At 62.0% G+C, this 20,467-nt stretch carries 16 protein-coding genes and 1 pseudogene; 11 read left to right on the top strand and 6 right to left on the bottom strand.

Going from position 1 to position 20,467, the window contains the following annotated elements; all coding sequences use genetic code 11:
• Nucleotides 1-91: 91 nt before the first annotated feature.
• Entirely contained in the window at nt 92-1,072 is a 981-nt protein-coding gene (locus tag DVB37_RS15000; protein ID WP_120155985.1) for a GlxA family transcriptional regulator, read from the top strand.
• 133 nt (nt 1,073-1,205) lie between these two features.
• Here the strand turns inward: DVB37_RS15000 and DVB37_RS14995 are convergent, their stop codons facing one another.
• Together DVB37_RS14995 and DVB37_RS14990 are read right to left on the bottom strand one after the other, a co-directional pair.
• Nucleotides 1,206-2,444 carry a GGDEF domain-containing protein gene (locus tag DVB37_RS14995; RefSeq protein WP_120155982.1) on the bottom strand — a complete coding sequence of 413 codons (1,239 nt, stop codon included), beginning with the start codon at nt 2,442-2,444 and terminating at the stop codon, nt 1,206-1,208.
• Between the two features lie 243 nt (nt 2,445-2,687).
• On the bottom strand, nt 2,688-4,721 hold the full coding sequence (locus DVB37_RS14990; protein WP_223264973.1) for an alkyl/aryl-sulfatase: 2,034 nt from the start codon (nt 4,719-4,721) through the stop codon (nt 2,688-2,690).
• 320 nt (nt 4,722-5,041) lie between these two features.
• Between DVB37_RS14990 and DVB37_RS14985 the strand changes: the two genes are divergently transcribed.
• The 7 genes from DVB37_RS14985 (at nt 5,042) to DVB37_RS14955 (ending at nt 14,650) form a co-directional block, all read left to right on the top strand.
• A complete protein-coding gene (locus DVB37_RS14985) occupies nt 5,042-6,238 on the top strand; it encodes a hypothetical protein (protein ID WP_120155979.1) in 1,197 nt (398 codons plus the stop codon).
• 150 nt (nt 6,239-6,388) lie between these two features.
• Entirely contained in the window at nt 6,389-7,537 is a 1,149-nt protein-coding gene (locus DVB37_RS14980; RefSeq protein ID WP_120155977.1) for a formylglycine-generating enzyme family protein, read from the top strand.
• Between the two features lie 129 nt (nt 7,538-7,666).
• The gene (locus DVB37_RS14975) at nt 7,667-8,695 is read left to right on the top strand and encodes an HAD family phosphatase (RefSeq protein WP_120155975.1); all 1,029 of its coding nucleotides are present in this window, start codon (nt 7,667-7,669) and stop codon (nt 8,693-8,695) included.
• Nucleotides 8,696-8,966: 271 nt separating this feature from the next.
• Complete coding sequence (locus tag DVB37_RS14970; RefSeq protein WP_240433881.1) at nt 8,967-9,737, top strand: transporter; 771 nt, start codon at nt 8,967-8,969, stop codon at nt 9,735-9,737.
• 183 nt (nt 9,738-9,920) lie between these two features.
• Nucleotides 9,921-11,279: a DUF1254 domain-containing protein gene (locus tag DVB37_RS14965; protein ID WP_162941218.1), complete on the top strand. Its 1,359-nt coding sequence runs from the start codon at nt 9,921-9,923 to the stop codon at nt 11,277-11,279.
• A gap of 106 nt (nt 11,280-11,385) precedes the next feature.
• On the top strand, nt 11,386-12,795 hold the full coding sequence (locus DVB37_RS14960) for a DUF1254 domain-containing protein (RefSeq protein WP_120155970.1): 1,410 nt from the start codon (nt 11,386-11,388) through the stop codon (nt 12,793-12,795).
• 262 nt (nt 12,796-13,057) lie between these two features.
• Nucleotides 13,058-14,650 (top strand): diguanylate cyclase, encoded by a 1,593-nt coding sequence (locus DVB37_RS14955; protein ID WP_240433880.1) that lies wholly within the window; start codon nt 13,058-13,060, stop codon nt 14,648-14,650.
• Nucleotides 14,651-14,683: 33 nt separating this feature from the next.
• Here DVB37_RS14955 and DVB37_RS14950 read toward each other — a convergent pair whose 3' ends face one another.
• Nucleotides 14,684-15,601 (bottom strand): LysR substrate-binding domain-containing protein, encoded by a 918-nt coding sequence (locus DVB37_RS14950; protein WP_120155966.1) that lies wholly within the window; start codon nt 15,599-15,601, stop codon nt 14,684-14,686.
• 174 nt (nt 15,602-15,775) lie between these two features.
• Between DVB37_RS14950 and DVB37_RS28695 the strand changes: the two are divergent.
• Together DVB37_RS28695 and DVB37_RS14945 are read left to right on the top strand one after the other, a co-directional pair.
• A pseudogene (locus tag DVB37_RS28695) lies at nt 15,776-16,285 on the top strand (sugar ABC transporter); the annotation flags it as partial.
• Entirely contained in the window at nt 16,280-17,131 is an 852-nt protein-coding gene (locus DVB37_RS14945; RefSeq protein WP_240434148.1) for an MBL fold metallo-hydrolase, read from the top strand. The pseudogene DVB37_RS28695 and the gene DVB37_RS14945, both read left to right, overlap by 6 nt.
• Before the next feature lie 78 nt (nt 17,132-17,209).
• Here DVB37_RS14945 and DVB37_RS14940 read toward each other — a convergent pair whose 3' ends face one another.
• The 3 genes from DVB37_RS14940 to DVB37_RS14930 form a co-directional block, all read right to left on the bottom strand.
• A complete protein-coding gene (locus DVB37_RS14940; RefSeq protein ID WP_104145248.1) occupies nt 17,210-17,512 on the bottom strand; it encodes a hypothetical protein in 303 nt (100 codons plus the stop codon).
• Nucleotides 17,513-17,727: 215 nt separating this feature from the next.
• A complete protein-coding gene (locus DVB37_RS14935; protein ID WP_046806342.1) occupies nt 17,728-18,171 on the bottom strand; it encodes a DUF695 domain-containing protein in 444 nt (147 codons plus the stop codon).
• An 87-nt stretch (nt 18,172-18,258) separates the two neighbouring features.
• A complete protein-coding gene (locus tag DVB37_RS14930) occupies nt 18,259-19,170 on the bottom strand; it encodes a LysR family transcriptional regulator (RefSeq protein ID WP_120155964.1) in 912 nt (303 codons plus the stop codon).
• 120 nt (nt 19,171-19,290) lie between these two features.
• On the opposite strand from DVB37_RS14930, the gene DVB37_RS14925 reads away from it, so the two are divergent.
• On the top strand, nt 19,291-20,388 hold the full coding sequence (locus tag DVB37_RS14925) for a mandelate racemase/muconate lactonizing enzyme family protein (protein WP_120155962.1): 1,098 nt from the start codon (nt 19,291-19,293) through the stop codon (nt 20,386-20,388).
• Nucleotides 20,389-20,467: the final 79 nt, after the last annotated feature.

Genomic DNA, 20,467 nt, shown 5'->3' with positions numbered 1-20,467 from the left:
GGCGGATCGGACGGAGCGGTTGAGGTTTGACAGGCGTCACTTTATCGGCGCACACTTTGGCGCAAATGACATAATTCCCGCAAAAAACGCCATGCCTCACGACGTCGTCTTTCTGTTGGTGCCCGACTTTCAATTGCTGGATATGTCCGGCCCCGCCGCCGTGTTCCAGACTGCTGGCAAGCAGGCCGGGACCGCCGCGGGTCCCGCCTATGCAGTCCACGTCGTGTCCGAGCGCGGCGGACCCGTGCGCAGTTCTTGTGGCGTGCAAGTCATGACGCAATCGTGGCGCGACGCGCCTGCCGGCACGCTGCTGGTGCCGGGCGGTGAGGGCGCGCGCGCGGCGGCCGTGACCCCGGGCTTGCACAGGTATCTGCACGAACAGCGGCAGGCCGGCAGGCGCCTGGCCAGCGTCTGCACGGGGGCGCTTGTGCTGGCGGCCGCGGGCCTGCTCGACGGGCTGCGCGCCACGACCCACTGGCGCTACGCCGCCGCGCTGGCGCGTGACTATCCCGGCGTGCGAGTCGACGCCGACCGCATCTACGTGCGCGACGGCGACACCTGGACCTCGGCGGGCATCACTGCCGGCATAGACCTTGCATTGGCGATGGTCGAAGCTGATCTGGGTGCCGACGTGGCGGGCGCCACGGCTCGCGAGATGGTGGTCTATCACCGCCGTTCGGGCGGACAGTCGCAGTTCTCGGCGCTGCAGGACCTGGCGCCCGACAGCGAACGCATGCGCGCGGTGCTGGAGCACATCCGCAACAACCTGGGCGCGGCGCTAAGCGTGGAGCGTCTGGCCGAGGTGGCTTGCGTCAGCCCGCGCCAGTTCCTGCGCAGCTTTAAGGCAGAGACGGGCGAGACGCCCGCCAAGGCGGTCGAGCGCATCCGGGCCGAGGCGGCGCGCGCGCATCTTGAGGCGGGGGCCGACAGCATCGACAGCGTGGCGCGGCGGGCGGGTTTTACCGACACGGAACGCATGCGGCGCACGTTCCTGCGCGTCTACGGCCAACCGCCGCAGGCGCTTCGGCGCATGGCCAGGCAGGGCGTCGAAACGGCTAAAACGTCATTCTGAAACCCGCGGTCGCGGTGACGATGTACCGCCCCGCGACATTGCAATTCTTGTCGACCAAGATAACTTCTCCCCAAGGTGGATGGCAAAGACACACTGGCAATACGGCACGCGGGCCGTCTTTCTTAATAGGTGATTACCCACGGCGGGCGCTGCGAGACTCATGTTCTCGCGCGGGACTTTTCCTGCGAACCCTGTTGCCGAACGGGGATCGGGCATATACGGTCGCGCCCGGTGCATCACTTGAAATCGTGCAGTTTCGTCCTCGTCGTTTGGCCGCGTAGAGCAAGTCGTCCGCGCGCTTCAACGCGCTGGAAAACGGTTCTTCCGCTTGCAACAGGGTCACTCCCATGCTGGCCGTAAAGCGCGAGTCAGGGGCGTGCGGCGCCCAACGCTGCGCGACGAAATCCGCGCGGATTCGCTCGGCGATTGCCGTCGCGCTTTCCAGATTTTCGGCCGGCAGCATCAACAGGAATTCTTCGCCTCCCAAGCGAGCCGCGCACGTGCGGGCGTTTTCCGCGCGGCGCAGCAGGGCGCCAAAGCGCGCCAGTACCATGTCGCCAAATGGATGGCCGAACACATCGTTGATGCGTTTGAAATTATCGATGTCGGCCATGATCAGCGCGGTCGGCGTTGCGCCGTCCGGGCAGCGGCGGCCGGAATCGGGGGCAAGAAAGCTGCCGAGTCCCTGTCGGTTCAGCAGCCCGGTCAACGCGTCGGTGTGTGCCTGGCGGCGATATTTGTCTATGGCGTCGCGACTGGTTGCGATAAACACCGCGAAGGTCAGGACGATGCTTCCAAGTAGCCCGGTGTATTGAATCAACGTCCCCCAGACGGACGTTCTCCATTCTCCCGCTGCCAGAAGCGGCGTTGTGGCGGCCAGGTACAAGATGCACTGTCCCGTTAACACCAGCGCGATAAACAGAAACGCTGCGACCAGGACCTTGTCCGACGTGCTTGCAACCTGCCGGGCAAAAGACAGCGCGGTCCGCCAGATCACAAGGGCGCAACAGGCCTGGACAAAAAACGTCTCCAGCTTCGCACTGGCAAACAACACCACCGACACCAGCACCATTGCCGTCGAAGCGGCCAGGACTGCAATATCAAAGTAGCAAGGGGTTTGCGTGCGATGGCGGGCTTGCAGTGCGCGGCAGGCCAATATGACGCCTCCCAGAATGAAAGCGTCCTCGACGACTTGTTTATAAGGAGAAAGCGCATTGGCCTGCACGAGCATGACGGCGTAACCGGTACCCAGGCAGGCAAGCGCATAACCCCATCGCAGGGTGTTCAAGCCTACGAAGCGCGCGGCGCACAGTCCGATGGCGCACAACAGGATCGCCGCGGGCACGGACCATTCGAGCAGAGTTGCAGGCATAGAAAGATAAGACCGTGGAATAGGGGCGTGCGCAGGCGCCGGGCCGGTCCGGCTATCGCGTTCCGGTCTCTCGTACCGCGTACGTGTTTGAAAAGATTACAGTGTGTCGCATTGTGTCGCCAGCGTTCAACAGTCAAGCATTGTCAATGCGTGGCGGGGCGCGATGCGGGTGCGAAAGGGGCGGCAAAAACAAAAGAGGCCGACGCATTCGCGTCGGCCTCTTTAGCGCGGTGGCGGCAGAACTTACGGCGTCACAATGTTGAACCAGAATTCGAAGTCGTCCAACGACCCGAAGACATCGTCCAGCTTCGTCTGATCGCCCGTGATCTTGACGTCACCCTTGGCAAGTGCGTCCTTCAGCGTGGTCTGCTTGAGCATGATGTCGTTCAGCGTGTTCCGGGTCAGCGACACGCTGGCGCTGGGTTCCTTGGCCAGTTTGCCTTCCGTGTGGTTGAGCACGCTGTTCACCATCTCAAGCGTGTACTGCTGCTTGGTGTCGGTGAAGTCCACGTTCAGCACAACGTGTTTGCCGGCGGCCTTGTCACGGTTCAAGCGGACCGCGAAATAGTCGAACAGCATGTCCAGCGTCATGGCGCGCACGGTATCGGGGCTGGCGGTGTCAGGCACAGGCAGCTTCTTTACGCCTTCGCGCAACTCCTTGGCGCCGGTCAGATAGAAGTTGCGCCACGGGCCGCTTTCTGCCTGATATCCCATTTGCTCCAGGGCGTCGGCTTGCAGGTCGCGCGCCGCCTGGTTTTTCGGGTCGGCAAACACTGCGTAGTTCACCACCTCGGCCACCCAGCGGTAGTCGCCCTTGGCGTAATACTCGCGGGCCTTCTTCAGCAGCGCGTCCGTGCCGCCCATCATGTCGACATAGCGCTTTGCGCCTTCTTCGATGGGCAGGGTATGCAACGTGGCAGGGTTGCCGTTGAACCAGCCCAGGTACAGCACGTAAGTCGCGCGCACGTTGTGGTTCAACGAGCCGTAATAACCCCGGTTGGAGAACTTCTCGGCGATAGCCTTGGGCAGCTTGACCTGCTCGGCGATTTCTTCCTTGTTGTAGCCCATGTTGGCCAGCCGCAAGGTTTCATCGTTGATGTACCGGTACATGTCGCGCTGCGTGGCCAACTGTTCCTGCACGTCTTTCTTGCCCCACACCGGCCAGTGGTGCATGGCGTACATGACTTCGACGTCGTCCCCCCACATGGCCAAGGCTTCGTTCAGGTACTTGGACCACGCCAGCGGGTCACGAATCTTGGCGCCGCGCAGCGAATAGGTGTTGTGCAAAGTGTGGGTGGAATCCTCGGCCGTATTCAGCGCCTTTTTTTCCTTGATGTAATACAGCATTTCGGCGGGCGCCTCGCTGCCCGGGGCGTACAGAAACTGATACGTCAGGCCGTCGATGGTGCGCGTTTCGCCCGTTTTTTCGATGATGTCCGTGGGCGGAATCAAGGTCACCGTACCCGCCGACGTGGTGGTGCCCAGGCCCGCGCCCACTTGCCCCGTTGCGCTGGGCGGCAGCAGGTTGCCATACATATAGCTGGCGCGCCGGCTCATGGCGGTGCCGGCCATCACGTTCTCGGCCACGGCATGTTCCAGAAAGCCCAGCGGGGCATAGATCTTGACCTTGCCCGACTTCACGTCGGCTTCGTCCACAACGCCGCGCACGCCGCCATAGTGGTCGACGTGGCTGTGGGTGTAGATCACCGCGACCACGGGCTTTTTCGGGCGATGCTGGTAGTACAGGTCCAACGCCGCCTTGGCCGTCTCGGTGGAAATCAACGGGTCCATGATCGTCAGCCCGTCCTTGCCTTCCACGATCGTCATGTTGGACAGGTCCAGGTTGCGCACCTGGTAGATGCCGTCCGTCACCTGGAACAGGCCCGAAATATTCAGCAGCTGCGACTGCCTCCACAGGCTGGGGTTGACGGTATCGGGCGCGTCCGAGCCTTCCTTGATGAAGTTGTACTTGGTGGGGTCCCACACCACATTGCCCTGGGCGCCTTTGATGATGGCCTCGGGCAGCGGGGCGATGAAGCCTTTGTGCGCCAATTCAAAAGACGTCTTGTCCGAAAATGGCAGCGCTTTCAGAAGCGCGGCATTGGCTTGTTTGGTTGCGTCTTCGGCTGGCTTTGGCGCCTGTTGCGTCCAGGCAGAGGTAGAGGTGGCAAGAAATAATGTCGCCAACGCGGCTGAAGCCAGGCGACTGCCCTTTATTTGCTTCTTGGGGGGGTAATGGATCAACGAGGGGGCATTCGCGGTGCTAGTGAGCTTCATGATGACGACTTCTCCATGCGTTCAAATGGGCGAACCGGCGTACAACACGGGGTTCTGTCGGGCAGCAAAGTCACGCAACTTCGGAATTCAGCGGCCTAGCCTACACAAAAAAATCCCCAAAAAAAACAAAATTTTTATATGCGACGAGACGCGGGCGTGTGTATCCGCGCCTTGCAAAGCCGACGGCGCGCGTGCGATATTCGTGCGACGCCAGGGTCAGAATTTGGGCGATTCATTTTTCCTCGCAGGGCCGAACGTTGCGGTAATCAACGACGCGTTTTACGGGTCGACGCCGCAGTCAGTGTTTTACGGGAGTCGGAATGGATCGGCAGCAAGTGGATCAGCGGGAGGCGGCCGGCGCAGTGGATCGGTTTTCGCTCGTGCGTGACGACGTTTTCTATCGCCTTCAGCGCAGATTGGGCTTGATCCCCGCCAGCGGCGATGGCTTCATGCGGCGCGCCGTGGCCTATGCGCTGATCGCGTGGCTTCCGCTGGTGATCGCGGCCTGGCTTGCGGGCACCGCCATCGAGCCGCTGGGCAATAACGAGCCCTTGCTTGGCCACATCGGCATCCACGTGCGCTGCCTGGTCGCCATCCCTTTGCTGGTGCTGTCCGAAGGGATCGCCCAAAAACTTATTCCTGTGGGTTTGCGCGAATTTAAACAGTCCGGACTTGTGGATGGTGAACTGGCCGCTCGATTTGATCGCGTCCTTCTCAGCGTGCTGAATTTGCGCAACCGAATTTCGCCCTGGATCGTCATCGCGGTGTTTGTCGCAACCTGGGTGGCCGTGCTGTTTGTCGCGCCCAACGGCGACGAAATCCGCTGGGCGGACTCGGGCAGTCCAAGCCTGAATTTTGGCGTCTGGTGGCTGTTGCTGGTGACGCGGCCTATTTTCTCGATCTTGTTGCTTGCCTGGGTCTGGCGGCTGATGCTGCTGGGCTTGCTTCTGTACAGGATCGCGGCCCTGCCATTGAAATTGGTTCCCAGCCACCCCGATCGCTTGGGCGGCCTGGGGTTCCTGACTCGGCTACCGGTGGTCTATGGCCCCTTTCTGCTGTCCGTCTCAGCGGTCGTTGGGGGAGTCTGGGCGCACGAAGTCCTTTATCACGGCGTGACGGTTCCCTCGCTTTACGGCCAGATTGCAGCGTTGCTGGTGGTGCTGACCCTTATCGGCCTTGCGCCGCTGCTGGTGTTCACGCCCTTGTTGCTGCGCGTCAAAAGACGGGCGCTTCTGGACTACGGCGCGTTTGTGACCCAGCACGGGCGGGCGGTTCACGAAAAATGGATCGAGAAGAAAGACGTGCCCGACTATCCCATGCTGAATGCGCCTGAGCTTGGGCCGGTGGCTGACGTGCAGGCCATTTACCAGGCGGTTGCGGCAATGCGGGGGGCAATCGTTAATAAGTCCGTCTTGATAAAGATTCTGGCGCCCGCGGCATTGCCGATGTTGCTGCTGATCTCGATGCAATGGCCGCTGAAAAGCACACTGTCAAAACTGCTATTCACTCTGTTGTAGTCATTCTGGTTTATAGAGGGCAGCGCTCACTTTTTGTATCACTCGTCTGGTGTTTTCCCTTTGGTGAAATTCTCGACATCCGGCAAAAGATAATGGAATATTGAACAATTCCGCGCCAGTGTTTCGTATCCATAGCAGTACGGAGGACACGTGAAGCCGCAACTGAAAGTCGGATTGACGATAGCCGGCGTCCTCCTGGGCGCCAGTGCGCTGGGCGCCTATATCGCGGGCGTAGACTTCACACCGAAGCCGGCGGCCGTGGTTGCCACGCTGGGCGACGGCAAGCAGGGGCCGGCCGGCATGGCCTGGATTCCGCCTGCCCAATTTCTCATGGGCAACAACCACAAGCTGTCGCAACCGAACGAACTGCCCCCGCATAGCGTTCGGGTAAGCGGCTTCTGGATGGACACGCATGACGTCACCAATGCGGAATTTCGCCGATTCGTCCGGGCCACCGGCTACGTGACGACGGCCGAGCAAAAGCCCAAATGGGAAGACCTGAAAGTCCAGTTGCCCCCGGGCACGCCGCGTCCCGACGACAGCCAGCTTGTGGCGGGCGCCATGGTGTTTGTGGGAACCGAAGCCGAAGTGTCGTTGCGCGACTACAGCCGCTGGTGGCGCTTCGTGCCCGGCGCCAGCTGGCGCCAACCGCAAGGCCCGGGCAGCAACATCGACGGCAAGGACGACCACCCGGTGGTCCAGGTGTCGTACGAGGATGCGCTGGCGTATGCCAAGTGGGCCGGCAAGCGCCTGCCCACCGAGGCGGAATGGGAGTTCGCCGCGCGCGGTGGCCTGGAGCAGGCCACCTATGCCTGGGGCGACGAACTAAGTCCCAACGGCAAACCCATGGCCAACATCTGGGACACGCAGCAACAGCAGCCATTCCCGGTCGTCAAGGATGAAAAGATCCAGGTTGGCACGACGCCGGTGGGCTCGTTCCCGCCCAACGCATACGGCCTTTATGACATGGCGGGGAACGTCTGGCAGTGGACGGCCGACTGGTATCGGGCCGACGCATTCCGCATCCAGGCGCAATACCGGCAGCCACCGCAAGATCCCGCCGGACCCGCCGACAGCTTCGACCCCGACGACGGCAACGTCCCGGCCTCCGCGCCCAAGCGTGTCACGCGCGGCGGCTCTTTTCTGTGCAGCGATACCTACTGCATCAGCTACCGCGCCAGCGCGCGCCGCGGCAACGACCCCATGAACGGGATGTCGCACCTGGGCTTTCGGACGGTGATGTCCGCCGATCAGTGGAAGCAGGCGCAACAGCAACCCGGTCGCGTCGCCAGCCGTTGAACCTTTGCCGGGGCACTTCTGAAGGGCGCGGCCGGTTTCGGCCGAAGCCCTGGCATGGCGTGCCCGAAGCATTGAACCCGCCCAGGCAGGGCGAATAGCCACTGCGCCAGATGCGCGAGGACGCGAACGATGAAGCAATCAACTGAAAAACGGCGGGGCTGGGCGACATGGCTGGCGGTGGCGACCATCGCCCTGTTGACGGCATGTGCATCGCCTCAGAAAGCGTCGCCACCGCAAGCCGATCTGCCTTCATGGAACGACGGGGCGTCGCGCACCGCTATCGTGGACTTCGTGCAGGCCGTGACGCAACCGGGCAGCCCGGACTTTGTCGCGGCCGAGGAACGCATCGCGGTGTTCGACAACGATGGCACGCTGTGGTCCGAGCAGCCGCTGTATTTCGAGGTGCTGTTCGCGCTGGATCGCGTCAAGGAAATGGCGCCCGCGCACCCCGAGTGGGCGAAGCGCCAGCCGTTCAAGGCGGCGATTGACGGCGACAAAGCCGCCTTGGCCAAAGCGGGGCAGGCGGGGCTGTTGAAGATCGTGGGGGCGACGCACACCAGCATGTCGGTGGATGACTTCACGAAAAGCGTAACGCAGTGGACGGCAACGGCGCGGCATCCACGCTTTGACCAGCCCTATACCTCGATGACGTTCCTGCCGATGCGCGAACTGCTGGCATATCTGCGCGCAAACGGCTTCAAGACTTACATCGTGTCGGGCGGCGAAACCGAGTTCATGCGTCCTTGGGCGCAGGCCGCCTACGGCGTGCCGCCAGAGCAAGTCATCGGCAGCGGCTTTGCCACCACCTTCGAGATGCGCGGCGATAAGCCCGTGCTGTGGCGTCAGGGCAAGCTTGAGTTCAACGACGACGGCCCGGGCAAGCCGGTAGCCATCCAACGCTACATCGGCCGCCGCCCGCTACTGGCCTTCGGTAACTCCGATGGCGACCTGCAGATGTTGCAGTGGACCACCGCCGGCGCGGGCAAACGCTTTGCCGGCATCGTCCACCATACCGACGCGCAACGCGAATGGGCCTACGACAGGGACTCCAGCATCGGGCGCCTGGACCGCGCGCTGGACGAAGCCCAGCGCAGCGGATGGACGGTGGTTGACATGAAGACGGAGTGGAAGCGGATATACGAATTCGAAAAGCCTTGAGCCTGTGCGTGGCGTGTGCGGCTGCGAGGAATTTGCCGCCAGGACCTCCCCGATCCTGTCAGCCGAGCGACAACGCATCGGCCAAATTCCGTTTACGTCGCCGCCCGATCCCTTTAGAGTTGAAGACGCTTTGCACGAATTAATTCCATAGAACCTATGCCTGAATCGGGCCGGACCTCGGGGAGTTTTCATGTTTTGTTGGACAGTTATTCATGCCCGACGGCAGCGCGCGCACGTTTCGTTTAAGCGTCGGGCAATACTTGCGGCGGCGTTGACGTTGGGCACGGGCACGGGCACGGCACTTGCCGCTGATAGCCAGGAGCTTGCCAAGCAGCTTAGCAATCCCGTCGCCGCGTTGATCAGCGTTCCGTTCCAATACAACTACGATCGCGGCATGGGGCCTGGCGGTAACGGCCACCGCAATACCGTGAATATTCAGCCGGTGGTTCCGATCACGCTGAACGAAGATTGGAACCTGATTTCGCGAACGATTCTGCCGGTGGTTTGGCAGAGCGACGTGGCCGGCGATGGGTCCAGCCAGAGCGGCCTGGGCGATACCGTTCAGAGCTTCTTCCTGTCTCCCTCCAAGCCGACGGCCTCGGGCACCATCTGGGGTGTGGGACCCGCGTTATTGTTGCCCACGGCCAGCGACAAACTACTGGGCAGCAAGAAATGGGGCGCCGGGCCAACCGGCGTGGTGTTGCAGCAGGACGGCCCGTGGACCTATGGCGGGCTGGGCAATCACATCTGGTCGTATGCGGGGCAGTCTTCCCGCCCCGGCGTGTCGTCCACGTTCCTACAGCCGTTCCTGGCATACACCACGCCGGACGCCATCACGTACGCGCTCAACACCGAGTCGACCTATGACTGGAAGAAGTCCGAATGGGCGGTGCCGATCAACCTCCAGGTATCCAAAGTGACCAAAGTGGGCGATCAGCCCATCAGCTTTCAGGTCGGTTTGCGTTATTGGGCAGAGTCCGCCGACAACGGGCCCAGAGGGTGGGGCGGACGCTTCACGGTCACGCTGCTTTTCCCCAAATAAATTCGACCCCGTGCTTGCGACCGGCGCGTTCGGACCGCGGGCAAGGGCGCAACGCGGGGCTGCCCCACGGCTCTCGCGCTACCGATCGCCAATCCAGGCTTCCCAAGGAGAAACCGCATGAATGGAAGAATCGCAAACCTCCTATGCATCGCAGCCATAACAAGTTCCGCGGCACTGGCGCCGATGCTTTCCACGGCCGCCACGCGCGACTTTCCCGATGAACTGTTGACGACGGCGGGCACACCCGAAGTTATCGCGCGGGGTCAGGAAGCGGACGGCTATGCCTTGGCCGTGTCGGCGTATACCTGGGGCTACCCGCTGGTCCGCATGGAACGCGTCATGCGCGAGTACATCGACGTGCCCTCACCGAAGCCGCCCACCAGCTACCGCGCGCCGCTTAACAAGATGGGCTGGGCGACGATGTTGGCCAATCCCGACGCCAAGGATATGCCTACGGCCAACAACGACACTTACTACATGAGCACGGTTTTAAAGCTGACCGAGCCTTATGTGTTGACCGTGCCGGATACCCATGATCGCTACTACGTTGTTGACCTGTTCAGCACGTGGCAGGAACTGGAGCACTACGTGGGCCGCCGCGTGACCGGCACCAAAGCCGGCAGGTTCCTGATTGCTCCGCCCGGCTGGAAAGGCAAGGTCCCTGCGGGGATGAAGCGGCTTGATGTCAGCACCGACAAAGTCTGGCTATGGGGACGACTGCAAGTCAAACAGGGAGAAGACCCCGCGCCGGTGCTGGCTTTGCAGAAGCAGTTCTCGGTGAAACCCTTGAGCGGCAAGGCCAGCGATATCACGTCGTTGCCGCCGATGCCCGATATCGCCGACGATGAATTTGGTTTCTTCAAGCACCTTGCCTTTGCCCTGCAATCAACCAGCGTGAAGCCGGCAGACGAAGCGCTGTTCGCGCAATACGAGCGCATCGGTCTGACCAGGAAAGGGTTTGATCCCAGCAAGCTCAGCGACGCCACCCGCAAGGGGATGGCACGCGGGTTGAAGGATGGCCCAGCCGTTGCGGCGGCGTCCATGGTGGGCTCGTCCAGCGTGCGCAATGGGTGGAACTGGGTGACCGGCCTTGACAGTTTTGGCTACGACTATCCCTTGCGAGCGCTCGTCGCGGGCCCGTACCTGGGCGGCCAGGGCGAGCGCGAAGCCATGTACCCGCTTCGATACACCGACAGCGAGGGCAAGCCGCTAAGCGGCGCCAACCGCTATGTGGTCAAACTGGATTCGGCGCCGCCGGTAGACGCCTTCTGGTCGCTGACGATGTACAACGCCGACGACAAGATGCTGGTTCCCAACGAACTGAACCGCTACAAGGTCGGTTCCGACACGCAAGGGCTGAAAGTGGCGCCGGACGGTTCCATCACGATCCCGATCCAGGCTGACAAGCCCCAGGGCGAGAACGCCGCCAACTGGCTGCCGGCGCCCAAAGGCGGCTTTTACGTCATTCTTCGCTTGTATCAGCCCAAACAGGAAGTGCTGGATAACAAGTGGCAGATGCCCCAGTTGAACAAGGTGCCGTAAGGGCATGGAACGGTGCCATCGGCCAAGGCGAACGCGGGCCGTGGAACTCTTGTGACGATGTCGGGCGTGGCGACTTTCGCGCGCCCGACGATCAACGGAAAACAATATGAAGAACTTCATTTTTCAAACGGCGTCCCGGGCGTTTGTCGCGGTGCTTTTTTCTGCCGGCGCTATCACGACGGCGTTCGCGCAGCAGCCCCCAACCACCGAGCAAACCGACGAGAACATTGCCTATGCAACGGGCATGGAGGCCGTGTTCTACGGCTTTGCTCCGGTGATGATGCAGCTGGGCCTGAACAGCCAGACCGATGCCGACAAGCCTTATGACAATGGGCAGGCGCCCACCAATCAGATGGGGCATGCGCGGCGCCTTTACGGTCCCAACGATAAGTTTGTGGTGACGGCCAACAACGACACGCTTTATTCCTTTGCCGGCCTGGACCTGTCGAAAGAACCGGTGGTGTTGACGGTCCCGGATACCAACGGCCGTTACTACATCATGCAGCTGCTTGACGCCTATTCGCGGTCGATCGAAGACATCGGTATCGGCACGCTAGGCGCCAAGGGCGGCACGTTCGCCATCGTCGGCCCCGACTGGAAGGGAACCTTGCCGGCGGAGATGGTGCTGATCAAATCGCCCACCCCGCAGGTCTACGTCATCGGCAGAACCGGTGTCGACGGCGAGCAAGATCTGCCGGCCGCGCGAGCCCTGCAAGACCAATACCGGCTGACGCTGCTGAGCAATTATGAAAAACCGTTCAAAAAGCTTGAGCTGGGCCACAAAGCCGCCAGCGCCAAAATGGGCTTTCCCGAAGGCCTGAATTTCTTCGGGGTTCTTGACAGCGCGATCCGCCTGAACCCGTTGGCGGAAGATGCACCGATTACCGACCAATTCAAACGAGTCGGCGTGGGCCTGGATAAGCCCTTTGACGCGGCGACATTGTCCGAGCCCACCAAGCGCGGGTTGAATCGGGCGCTACAGGATGGAATGGCCGCGGTGAAGCGCGTAGCCATGGATTCCGGATCGCGCGTCAACGGTTGGAATATGGAGTTCAAAGGCGGCGAGTACGGGACCGATTACCTGCTTCGCTCGGCAATCGCTTATAAGCAACTTGGCTTGAATAAAGCGCTGCGGGCCCTGTATCCGAACCGGTATACGGACAGTGACGGCAAGCCGTTGAATGGGCAGTCGTCGTACACGATTCGATTTGACGGCAACGTGCCCGTCAAGGCCTTCTGGTCGTTGACGATGTATGACGCCAATGACCTTTTCATGGTCGAGAATCCCATCAAGCGCTACTCGATTGGCGACCGGACCAGCGGCCTTAAAACCGGCGCCGATGGAAGCCTGACGCTGTACATCCAGGCCACGTCGCCCGGACCGGACAAGGAATCGAACTGGCTGCCCGCGCCCGACGGCGACTTTTTCTTGCAGATGCGTCTTTACGAGCCGGCCGAGCAAATCTTGAACGGTAGCTACAAACTTCCGCAGGTCATGCGGGTAGACCGGCCGTAACGGAGACGGGCGAGGGGGCGGGCGAGGGGACGGGCAGAGAAAATGCGCCGGACGGGCCGCGCCAAAATGCAAATTTGGTGGAGATCGTGACAAAATGTCAGGCATGTGGAGCCGGGCGTACCGGTGTATCCCATCCTGACCAGGCCCTGAAATGCCAGTTATCGGCGATCCGTATGCAACCCGACCCCCTGGCGATGGCGCGAGCCGAACCCACTGCGAACCCGGCCGTTCACTGGACCGGCTGGCGCGCCTGACCCGACGCTTGTTCAGGGTCGATATGGTCGTGCTGGCCTGTACCGATGCCAATGCCGATGCCAATGCCGATGTCTCCAGGCAAGCGGTGGATGGCACGCCTCCCGCTGGTTCCCAACCCTGGTCGGTCGAATGCCCAGTGCACGCCGCCGACGGGCGCCTGCTGGGCGTGTTGCGGCTGGTGCACGGACAGGCGCGTGACTTTACCGACGAAGACCGGCGGGCCTTGATGGACTTGGCCGGTCTGGCGGCCACGGCGATTGAACAGCGCGACGCGTTGTTTGGCCAGCGCGCCGACGAAGACACTTGGCGCGAAGAAGCCCGCAAGCTGTCGCTGGCCATCGCGGGCAGCGGCACGGGCGTCTGGGACCGCAACGTCGTCACCGGCGACATCACCTATTCGCCGGGTTGGAAGGCGTTGCTGGGCTATAGCGAATCGGAGCTTTCCACGCGCATCGAAGACGCCTACACCCGCCTGCATCCCGACGACCTGGACTACGTGCGCGCCGCCATGCAGGACCATTTCGACGGCAAGACCGACAGCTACGAAGTCGAGCACCGCATCCGCTGCAAGGATGGCAGCTACAAGTGGATCTGTAGCCGCGGCAAAGTCATCAGCCGCGACGAGACCGGCAGGGCGCTGCGTATGATGGGCACGACTACGGACATCAGCGCGGTGCGCGCCATGTCGGACCGGCTCAAGCGCACGGCGGACCTGGTCGTCAACCTTACCGATGCGGTGCCCGGCCTGGTTTTCCAGTGCCGTCCGGCGCCCGAGGGCGGCGCATGGTTTTCCTATGTCAGCGCGGGCATCTGGGACATGTTCGAGTTGACCGCCGATGATGTCCATGCCAGCTCCACCGCCATCGAACAGCGCATCCATCCCGATGACCTGGCCGCCTATCGCGCGTCGTTGCAGAACGCCGCCGCCGCGCTGACGCCGTGGCATCTGGAGTTTCGCGTTTGCCTGCCTCTGCAAGGCGAGCGGTGGCGGCAGGGCGACGCCAGCCCGCGCCCGGACGTCGACAACGGCGTGGTGTGGCACGGCTTTGTCACGGACATTACCGACCGCAAGCGCGCCGAACTCGAGCTGCGCGAACTTGCCGCCACGGACGCGCTGACAACCTTGCCCAACCGCCGCCATTTCATGTCGCGTATCGCCGCCGAACTGACGCGTATCAAAGGTCACGGCGGCCAAGGGTCGGCGGTCCTGATGTGCGACCTTGATCACTTCAAACACATCAACGACACCTGGGGCCACGCCATCGGCGATGGTGTGCTTCAGCATTTTGCGAATATGCTGCGCGGCCAGTTGCGCGAAACCGATCTGGTGGGGCGCATCGGCGGCGAGGAATTCGCCGTGGTGCTGCCCGATACCGACATCGACAGCGCACATCGCTTTGCGCAAGGCGTGCAACGCCAGATTGCCGACACGCCATACTCGACAGGCGGACGCGATATACCGCTGACAGTCAGCATCGGCATATCCGCGCTGCATACGAAGGACGACGATGCCGAGCTGGCGCTCAGCCGCAGCGACCGCGCGCTGTATTACGCCAAGCAACGCGGGCGCAATCGAATTGAATCGGTGTTGTTCCGGTAGGACAAGGGACAGCAGCGGGATGACGCGCTGCCATTACGATGCCAGGCCCTGCGCTTCCTGAAGCAGCCATGTCGCGAATGCTTGGACCGGCCCTGCGCTTAATTCGACCGGCTCGGGCAGTACCAGGCAGAAGGTCTTGGCGACCGCTTTGCTCTTGGGCCAAGGCGCAACCAGTTGGCCTTGTTCCAGTTCTGCCTCGATGTATAGGCGCGGCACCAGCGCAACGCCCAGACCGGCGATGGCCGCGGCGATCAGCATGGCATGCAGGTCGTAGCGCGCGCCCACTGCGGAATTGGTCAGCTCGATGCCGGCCTCTTGGGCATATCGCTGCCAGGCGTCCGGATTTTGTCGTCGATGCAGGCGTGGCAGATCATTCAATGGCAAGTGGGCGCCGGTGTTCATACTGGCGTCCATACCCGCATCCGCGAGCAGTGCCGGGCTGCACACGGGCACCAGCACTTCCTCCAGCAGGGGATGCAAATGCATACCGGCCCAGGCGGGATGCTCGAAATGGATAGCGGCGTCAAAACCGCTGCCGGCAAGAATAAAGGGTTCCAACCGTTCGGCAATATGCACGGTTATGTCGGGATGGCGGTTTTGGAAACGCTTTAGCCGAGGAATAAGCCAGCGCGTGGCGAATGTGGGGCTGGCCGCAATATCAATCGTCCCACCCTGCACGGGCTGCCCCATCACATAAAGGCTGTCCCGTTCCAGCCGATCCAGCGTCTGACGAACTTGCACGGCGTATCGCACGCCATTGGGCGCAAGCCGAACCCGGTTTCCCACGCGCTCAAACAGGGGGACGTTTAAAAACGCTTCCAGCCGGGCGATCTGCCGGCTGATTGCGCCTTCGGTCAGCGCTAATTCCTGGGCCGCCCGGGCAAAGCTGCCATGGCGGGCGGCTGCTTCGAAAGCGAGTAGCGCGGAGTTGCTTGGAATCTTGCGTCGCATGAATGTGTCTTGCTGGGGGCTGTCGTTCCAGGCGCTGCAATCAGCTTGATGAAAAGTCAATGAAGACTGACTTTATATCGCTATATGCGCGGTAAATGGCAGCTTAGCATTACGTCCATGCAATGAATCGGCCGGCTTGCCGCAGCGGCCCCGTCTGTCATGAAGGACATTCTGATGATCTATACCGTGGAGTGCAGCTTCGCCGATCCCCACAGCGAAGCCGAATGGAACCGCTTCTACAGCGTCGATAAATTGCCCGCGCTTATTTCGGTAGCCGGCTTTCACACGTCGCAGCGCTTCAAGGCAATAAGCGCGGGGTGCCCCGTCTATCTGGCCTTGCACACGATCGACGGGCTGGAGGTGCTGACGGGGGACGAGTATCGCCAGAAGGGCGGTGGCAATTTCGCGAAGTGGCAGCAGCACATCACCGATTGGCACCGCAATCTGTACGACGGTATCGGCATTGCACCGGCCGTCAATAAAGACGAACTGCTTGTGCTGTGTGCAACCGGCGCCGAGCCCTTGATACAGATGGGCCTGACCCCGTCGGCCATGCACGCAGTGGCGCTGGAGAAGTTTCCACAGCACCGTTGGATGGCCACGATGCCTGCGCGAAAGGCGCCGCCCGTCGAGCGTCTGGCTGAAGGGGTTTACCTGTACTCGCCGATCACAGAACAACTGACCGGTTCGCGGCCCGTTTGCCCCTTTCCAAGCCAGCAAGCCGGGGCGTACACGGTCACCGCAATCAGCGACGGCTACCTGAGCGCCAGCCTGAGCCTGCTGTCCAATATCGACGCCGACGAAGCCGACAAAATGCAGCACGATGCTGGCGCCACGGACCCTGCCGCCGTGCATATCAACTGCTATCTGGTACGCGGCGCCGGCCGCACCATTCTTATCGACGGCGGCGCGGGGGGCATTAAACAATGGGGCGGCCGGCTGCACGCTAATTTGCGGCTGGCGGGCGTTGAACCGGGCAGCGTCGACACCATTCTGCTTACCCACGCCCATCCCGATCATGTGGGCGGCTTGGTAGACGCCGAAGGGCAAATTGCATTTCCCAATGCGCAAGTGCTGCTCCATCAGCAAGAGCTTGCATTCTGGCAGGACGACGCAAATCTAAGTCGGGCCACCGAGCGCGCGCGCGGCAACTTTCTGATTGCACGTCAGGTGTTCGACGGCTATCGCGAGACGCTAAGCACGTTCACAGACGGGCAGGTGCTGCCTGGTATTCGCGCGATGCCGTTACCGGGACACACGGATGGGCATACCGGATATCTGTTTGAATCCGCGAACCAAAGCCTGCTGGTTTGGGGAGACATCGTCCATTTCCCTCATATCCAGATTGAACGGCCGGATGTGTCGATTGCGTTCGATCAGGATCCTTCGCTGGCCGCCGCCACGCGCTCGCGGCTGCTGGACATGGTCAGCTCAGAAGAACTGTTGATCGCCGGGATGCACTTGGGGGAATTGGGCTTTGCGCGCATACGGCAAAGCCGCGGACGCTACGGCCTGGATTATGAAACCTGAAACCCGAAACCTGAAGCATGACGCGGACGACAAAGCGGTTGCTGTTGTCCATCCACGCCTTGCCTGTCAGCCATCGCCTTACAAGGTGGGCTGCGGAACGGGGGTGTCGTTCGGGACCGAGCCGGAAATCCGCGCCGGGCAGTCCGAAATCCCCCATTTGGTCACCATGCCGTTTTCAATCATGAATTTTTCCACGCATACGTGATAGGCGGACATGGGGCCCCAAATCTCTTCGTACGACACGATCTTTGCGCCGGTTTGAAGCGTGTAGCTCTTTTTGGGAGGACCCCACTTCGATATCAACGCTTCTTCCGTGCTGCCAACCCAGCTTGCATTGACGTCGTTGTAGGTCTTGGCGCGTTTGCCCGTCAGCATGCTCATTTGTGAAGTCGTACATCCGGCAAGCAGCGCGGGCAGAACAACAAGCAATGCAAGTTTTTTCATTTTGACCGTTACCCCACAGTTCGGTTATTGACGTTGATGGCTCTACAGCTTCGACGTGATATTGAATTCGCGCGTCAATTTATCAGAAAGCTTGCCGCCTTGCCGTAAAACAGACAAACGCAAGGGCATATGCTGCCCAGGCGGCCGGACGATCAGTGAATCTGATCCGAGCCTTGCGGCTGCAATTGCGACAGCCCCTTCCAATCAGGATCCTTGAACACGCGCAGATTGATGGGATAGGCCGGATGCCCGGCCAGGCATTCATTGAACGCCTGCATAAACGCGTCGACGTCATTCGTGTAGTAACGCCACTCTTTCGCGTGATTGCCGGTCAGGCACGCCACCGGCACACCGACGCTGGAATTCTCGAATCCGTTTTCGACGGCTTCTTCAAAATTACTGGTCGACTTCTTGTCTTCGTCATTGGGCATGCCGGATTCAATGCCCGTATACGGCCAGGAGATAATGATCAGGTTGTCGTTGACTTGGCGATCGGGCGCCGGCGGCAGGCCCGTACGGAATCGCACGACGATTGACAAACCATTGATGCGGGATTCACCCACTGCCCACTGATCGCCTGGAAAAATGCTGCTCATTAAATGAATTCCTGTGCTGGGATCGAACTGATGTGTTCGACACTTCAAGCCCGGAAGTCTATCGCAAGCTGTTTATTGCGGCTGCCGTCACCAGGCCCCGCTACCGGCCAAACGGCTTTGGGCCTGTTGCGCCAAACCGTCTCGCAGCACCTGCGCCGGCCCGCTCATGTCGCGGTCGCGCGACCACACCACGGCAAGCACCGGATCTTCCAGTGACAGCAACCGGCGTGTGACCAGGCCCTGGCGTTCAGCGTAGTGCGCGCCCAGGCTTTCAACGATGGCCACGCCCAGGCCTTCTGCCGCCAAAGCGCAGGCGGCCGACGATTGCGCCACCTCGATAATCGGCCGATAGGGAAGTCCGCGCGACTCCAGCGCATGGCGCGTGGCGCGGCCGGCGGGCAGGGCGGGCGCCAGCACAATGGGGCCGGCGGCGGCCACGTCTTCCAGCGCCAACACGGGCTGGCGCGCCCAAGCATGATTCTTGGGCATGACCGCATGCAAGGCCAAGGGCGCCAGCCGCAGGCTGCTGACGCGGGCGATGTCTGACGGCGCGCCGATGATGATGCCCAGATCGATGCGGTGGTCCACGGCCATTTCGATGATCTCCAGGGCGGTGCCCGCGCGAACGGTCACCGCCACGGCGGGATGTGCGCGGCGCATGCCTGCCATGGCCGCAGGCAGCAGGCTGGACGCGGCAATGGCCACCGCGCCCACGTCCAGCCGCGCCAGCGCGCCTTGCCGAATGTCCACGGCCAAGCGGTCGACGGCCTCGATGCCGGCCAGGGCGTTGAGCACTTCGGGAATCAGTGCGCGCCCCTGGCTGGTGAGGTGCAAGCGGCGGTTCTCGCGGCTGAACAGTGCAAAGCCCAGCCGTGTTTCCATGTCGCGCAACAGCGCGCTGGCGGCCGGCTGCGTCATGTTGACCGAGGCGGCCGCGGCGGTGACGGTGTCGTGCCGATACATGGCGCGCAGCAGCAGCAATTCTCGTCGGTGGAACATATGAATTTCATATGGAAATAGTCAATTCATCTATTTGACCATATGAAGAAGCCGCCGCCAGAATAGCCGCATCGTCTCCCGCCGTGTACCCATTGCGGTTCATTCATCACTACGCCGACCATGCCCGCCAACACCATTGTCTCTGTCGACTGCATCCCGCTACGCCTGCCGTTTCATCACTGGAGCCCGTCGCCGTTGTTCGCCGGCCGTCCGCGCGACAAACTGGACAGCGCGCTGGTGCGCGTGCAGACCGAGGACGGCACGGTGGCCTGGGGCGAATCGTATTGCGTGGAACCGCGCGCCTTGACGGCGATTTTCCAGACGCTGATCGCCCCGCTGGCCTGCGGGCGCGATGCGGATGACGACGCCTTGCTGCCCGGCATGCAACGCACGCTGCACAACCTGGGTCGGTCCGGCCCCGTGGTGCACGCGCTGGCCGGCCTGGACATTGCGCTGTGGGACCTGCGTGCCAAGCGCGCCGGCGTGCCGCTGCACCAATTACTGGGCGGCAAGCGCCGCGAACGCGTGCGCGTCTATGCGTCATTGCTTCAGTACTACGGCAATGCTGAACGGCTGGATGCCGTCACGACGCGCGCCTTGAACGAGGGCTATACCGAGATCAAGTTGCATGAGCGCACCGCCGATGCGCTGGCTGCCGTGCGCCGCAGCGCGGGGCCGGCCGTGCCGATCATGGTGGACACCAACTGCGCCTGGCTGCCGGACGAGGCCGAGTCCGCCATTGCCGCCATGCTGCCGCATGATCCGTTCTGGATCGAAGAGCCGCTTTGGCCGCCGGAAGATGACCGTGCGCTGGCTCGCTTGAAGCGCGCCTGCAATGTGCCGCTGGCCGTGGGCGAGAACGCCGCCAGCGCCATGGACCTGGAACGCGTCGTGGACAACGAAGCCGCGCAGTATGTGCAGCCCAGCGTCATCAAGCTGGGCCTGACCGCCGCGTGGCGCATCGCGCAGAAGTGCGCGCAAACAAGCGTCGTCTGCGCACCGCAGGTGGCGTTCTTTGGTCCGGGCTTTCTGGCCAGCCTGCACTTGATCGCCGCGCAGCAGACCGAGGTATCGCTGGAACGGCTGTACGTGGAACTTGCCCACGTGCCCTATGCGCACAGCGTGCCCATTGCCGATGGTTGGGTCCACGTGCCGGACGGGCCGGGGCTGGGCGGGGACCCGGAAGCGGCGCTCGTTGAAGGACGATACAGCGCCTGACAGGACGTGCGCGATACAAAGCCCCTGACACGAATCCCCTGATACGCATCCCCTGATACGCATCCCCTGATACGACGAT

Origin of the sequence: Achromobacter sp. B7 (genome assembly GCF_003600685.1) — a bacterium.
Taxonomy (GTDB): Bacteria; Pseudomonadota; Gammaproteobacteria; order Burkholderiales; family Burkholderiaceae_B; genus Achromobacter; species Achromobacter spanius_B.
This window is presented reverse-complemented; position numbering and strand designations above follow the sequence as displayed.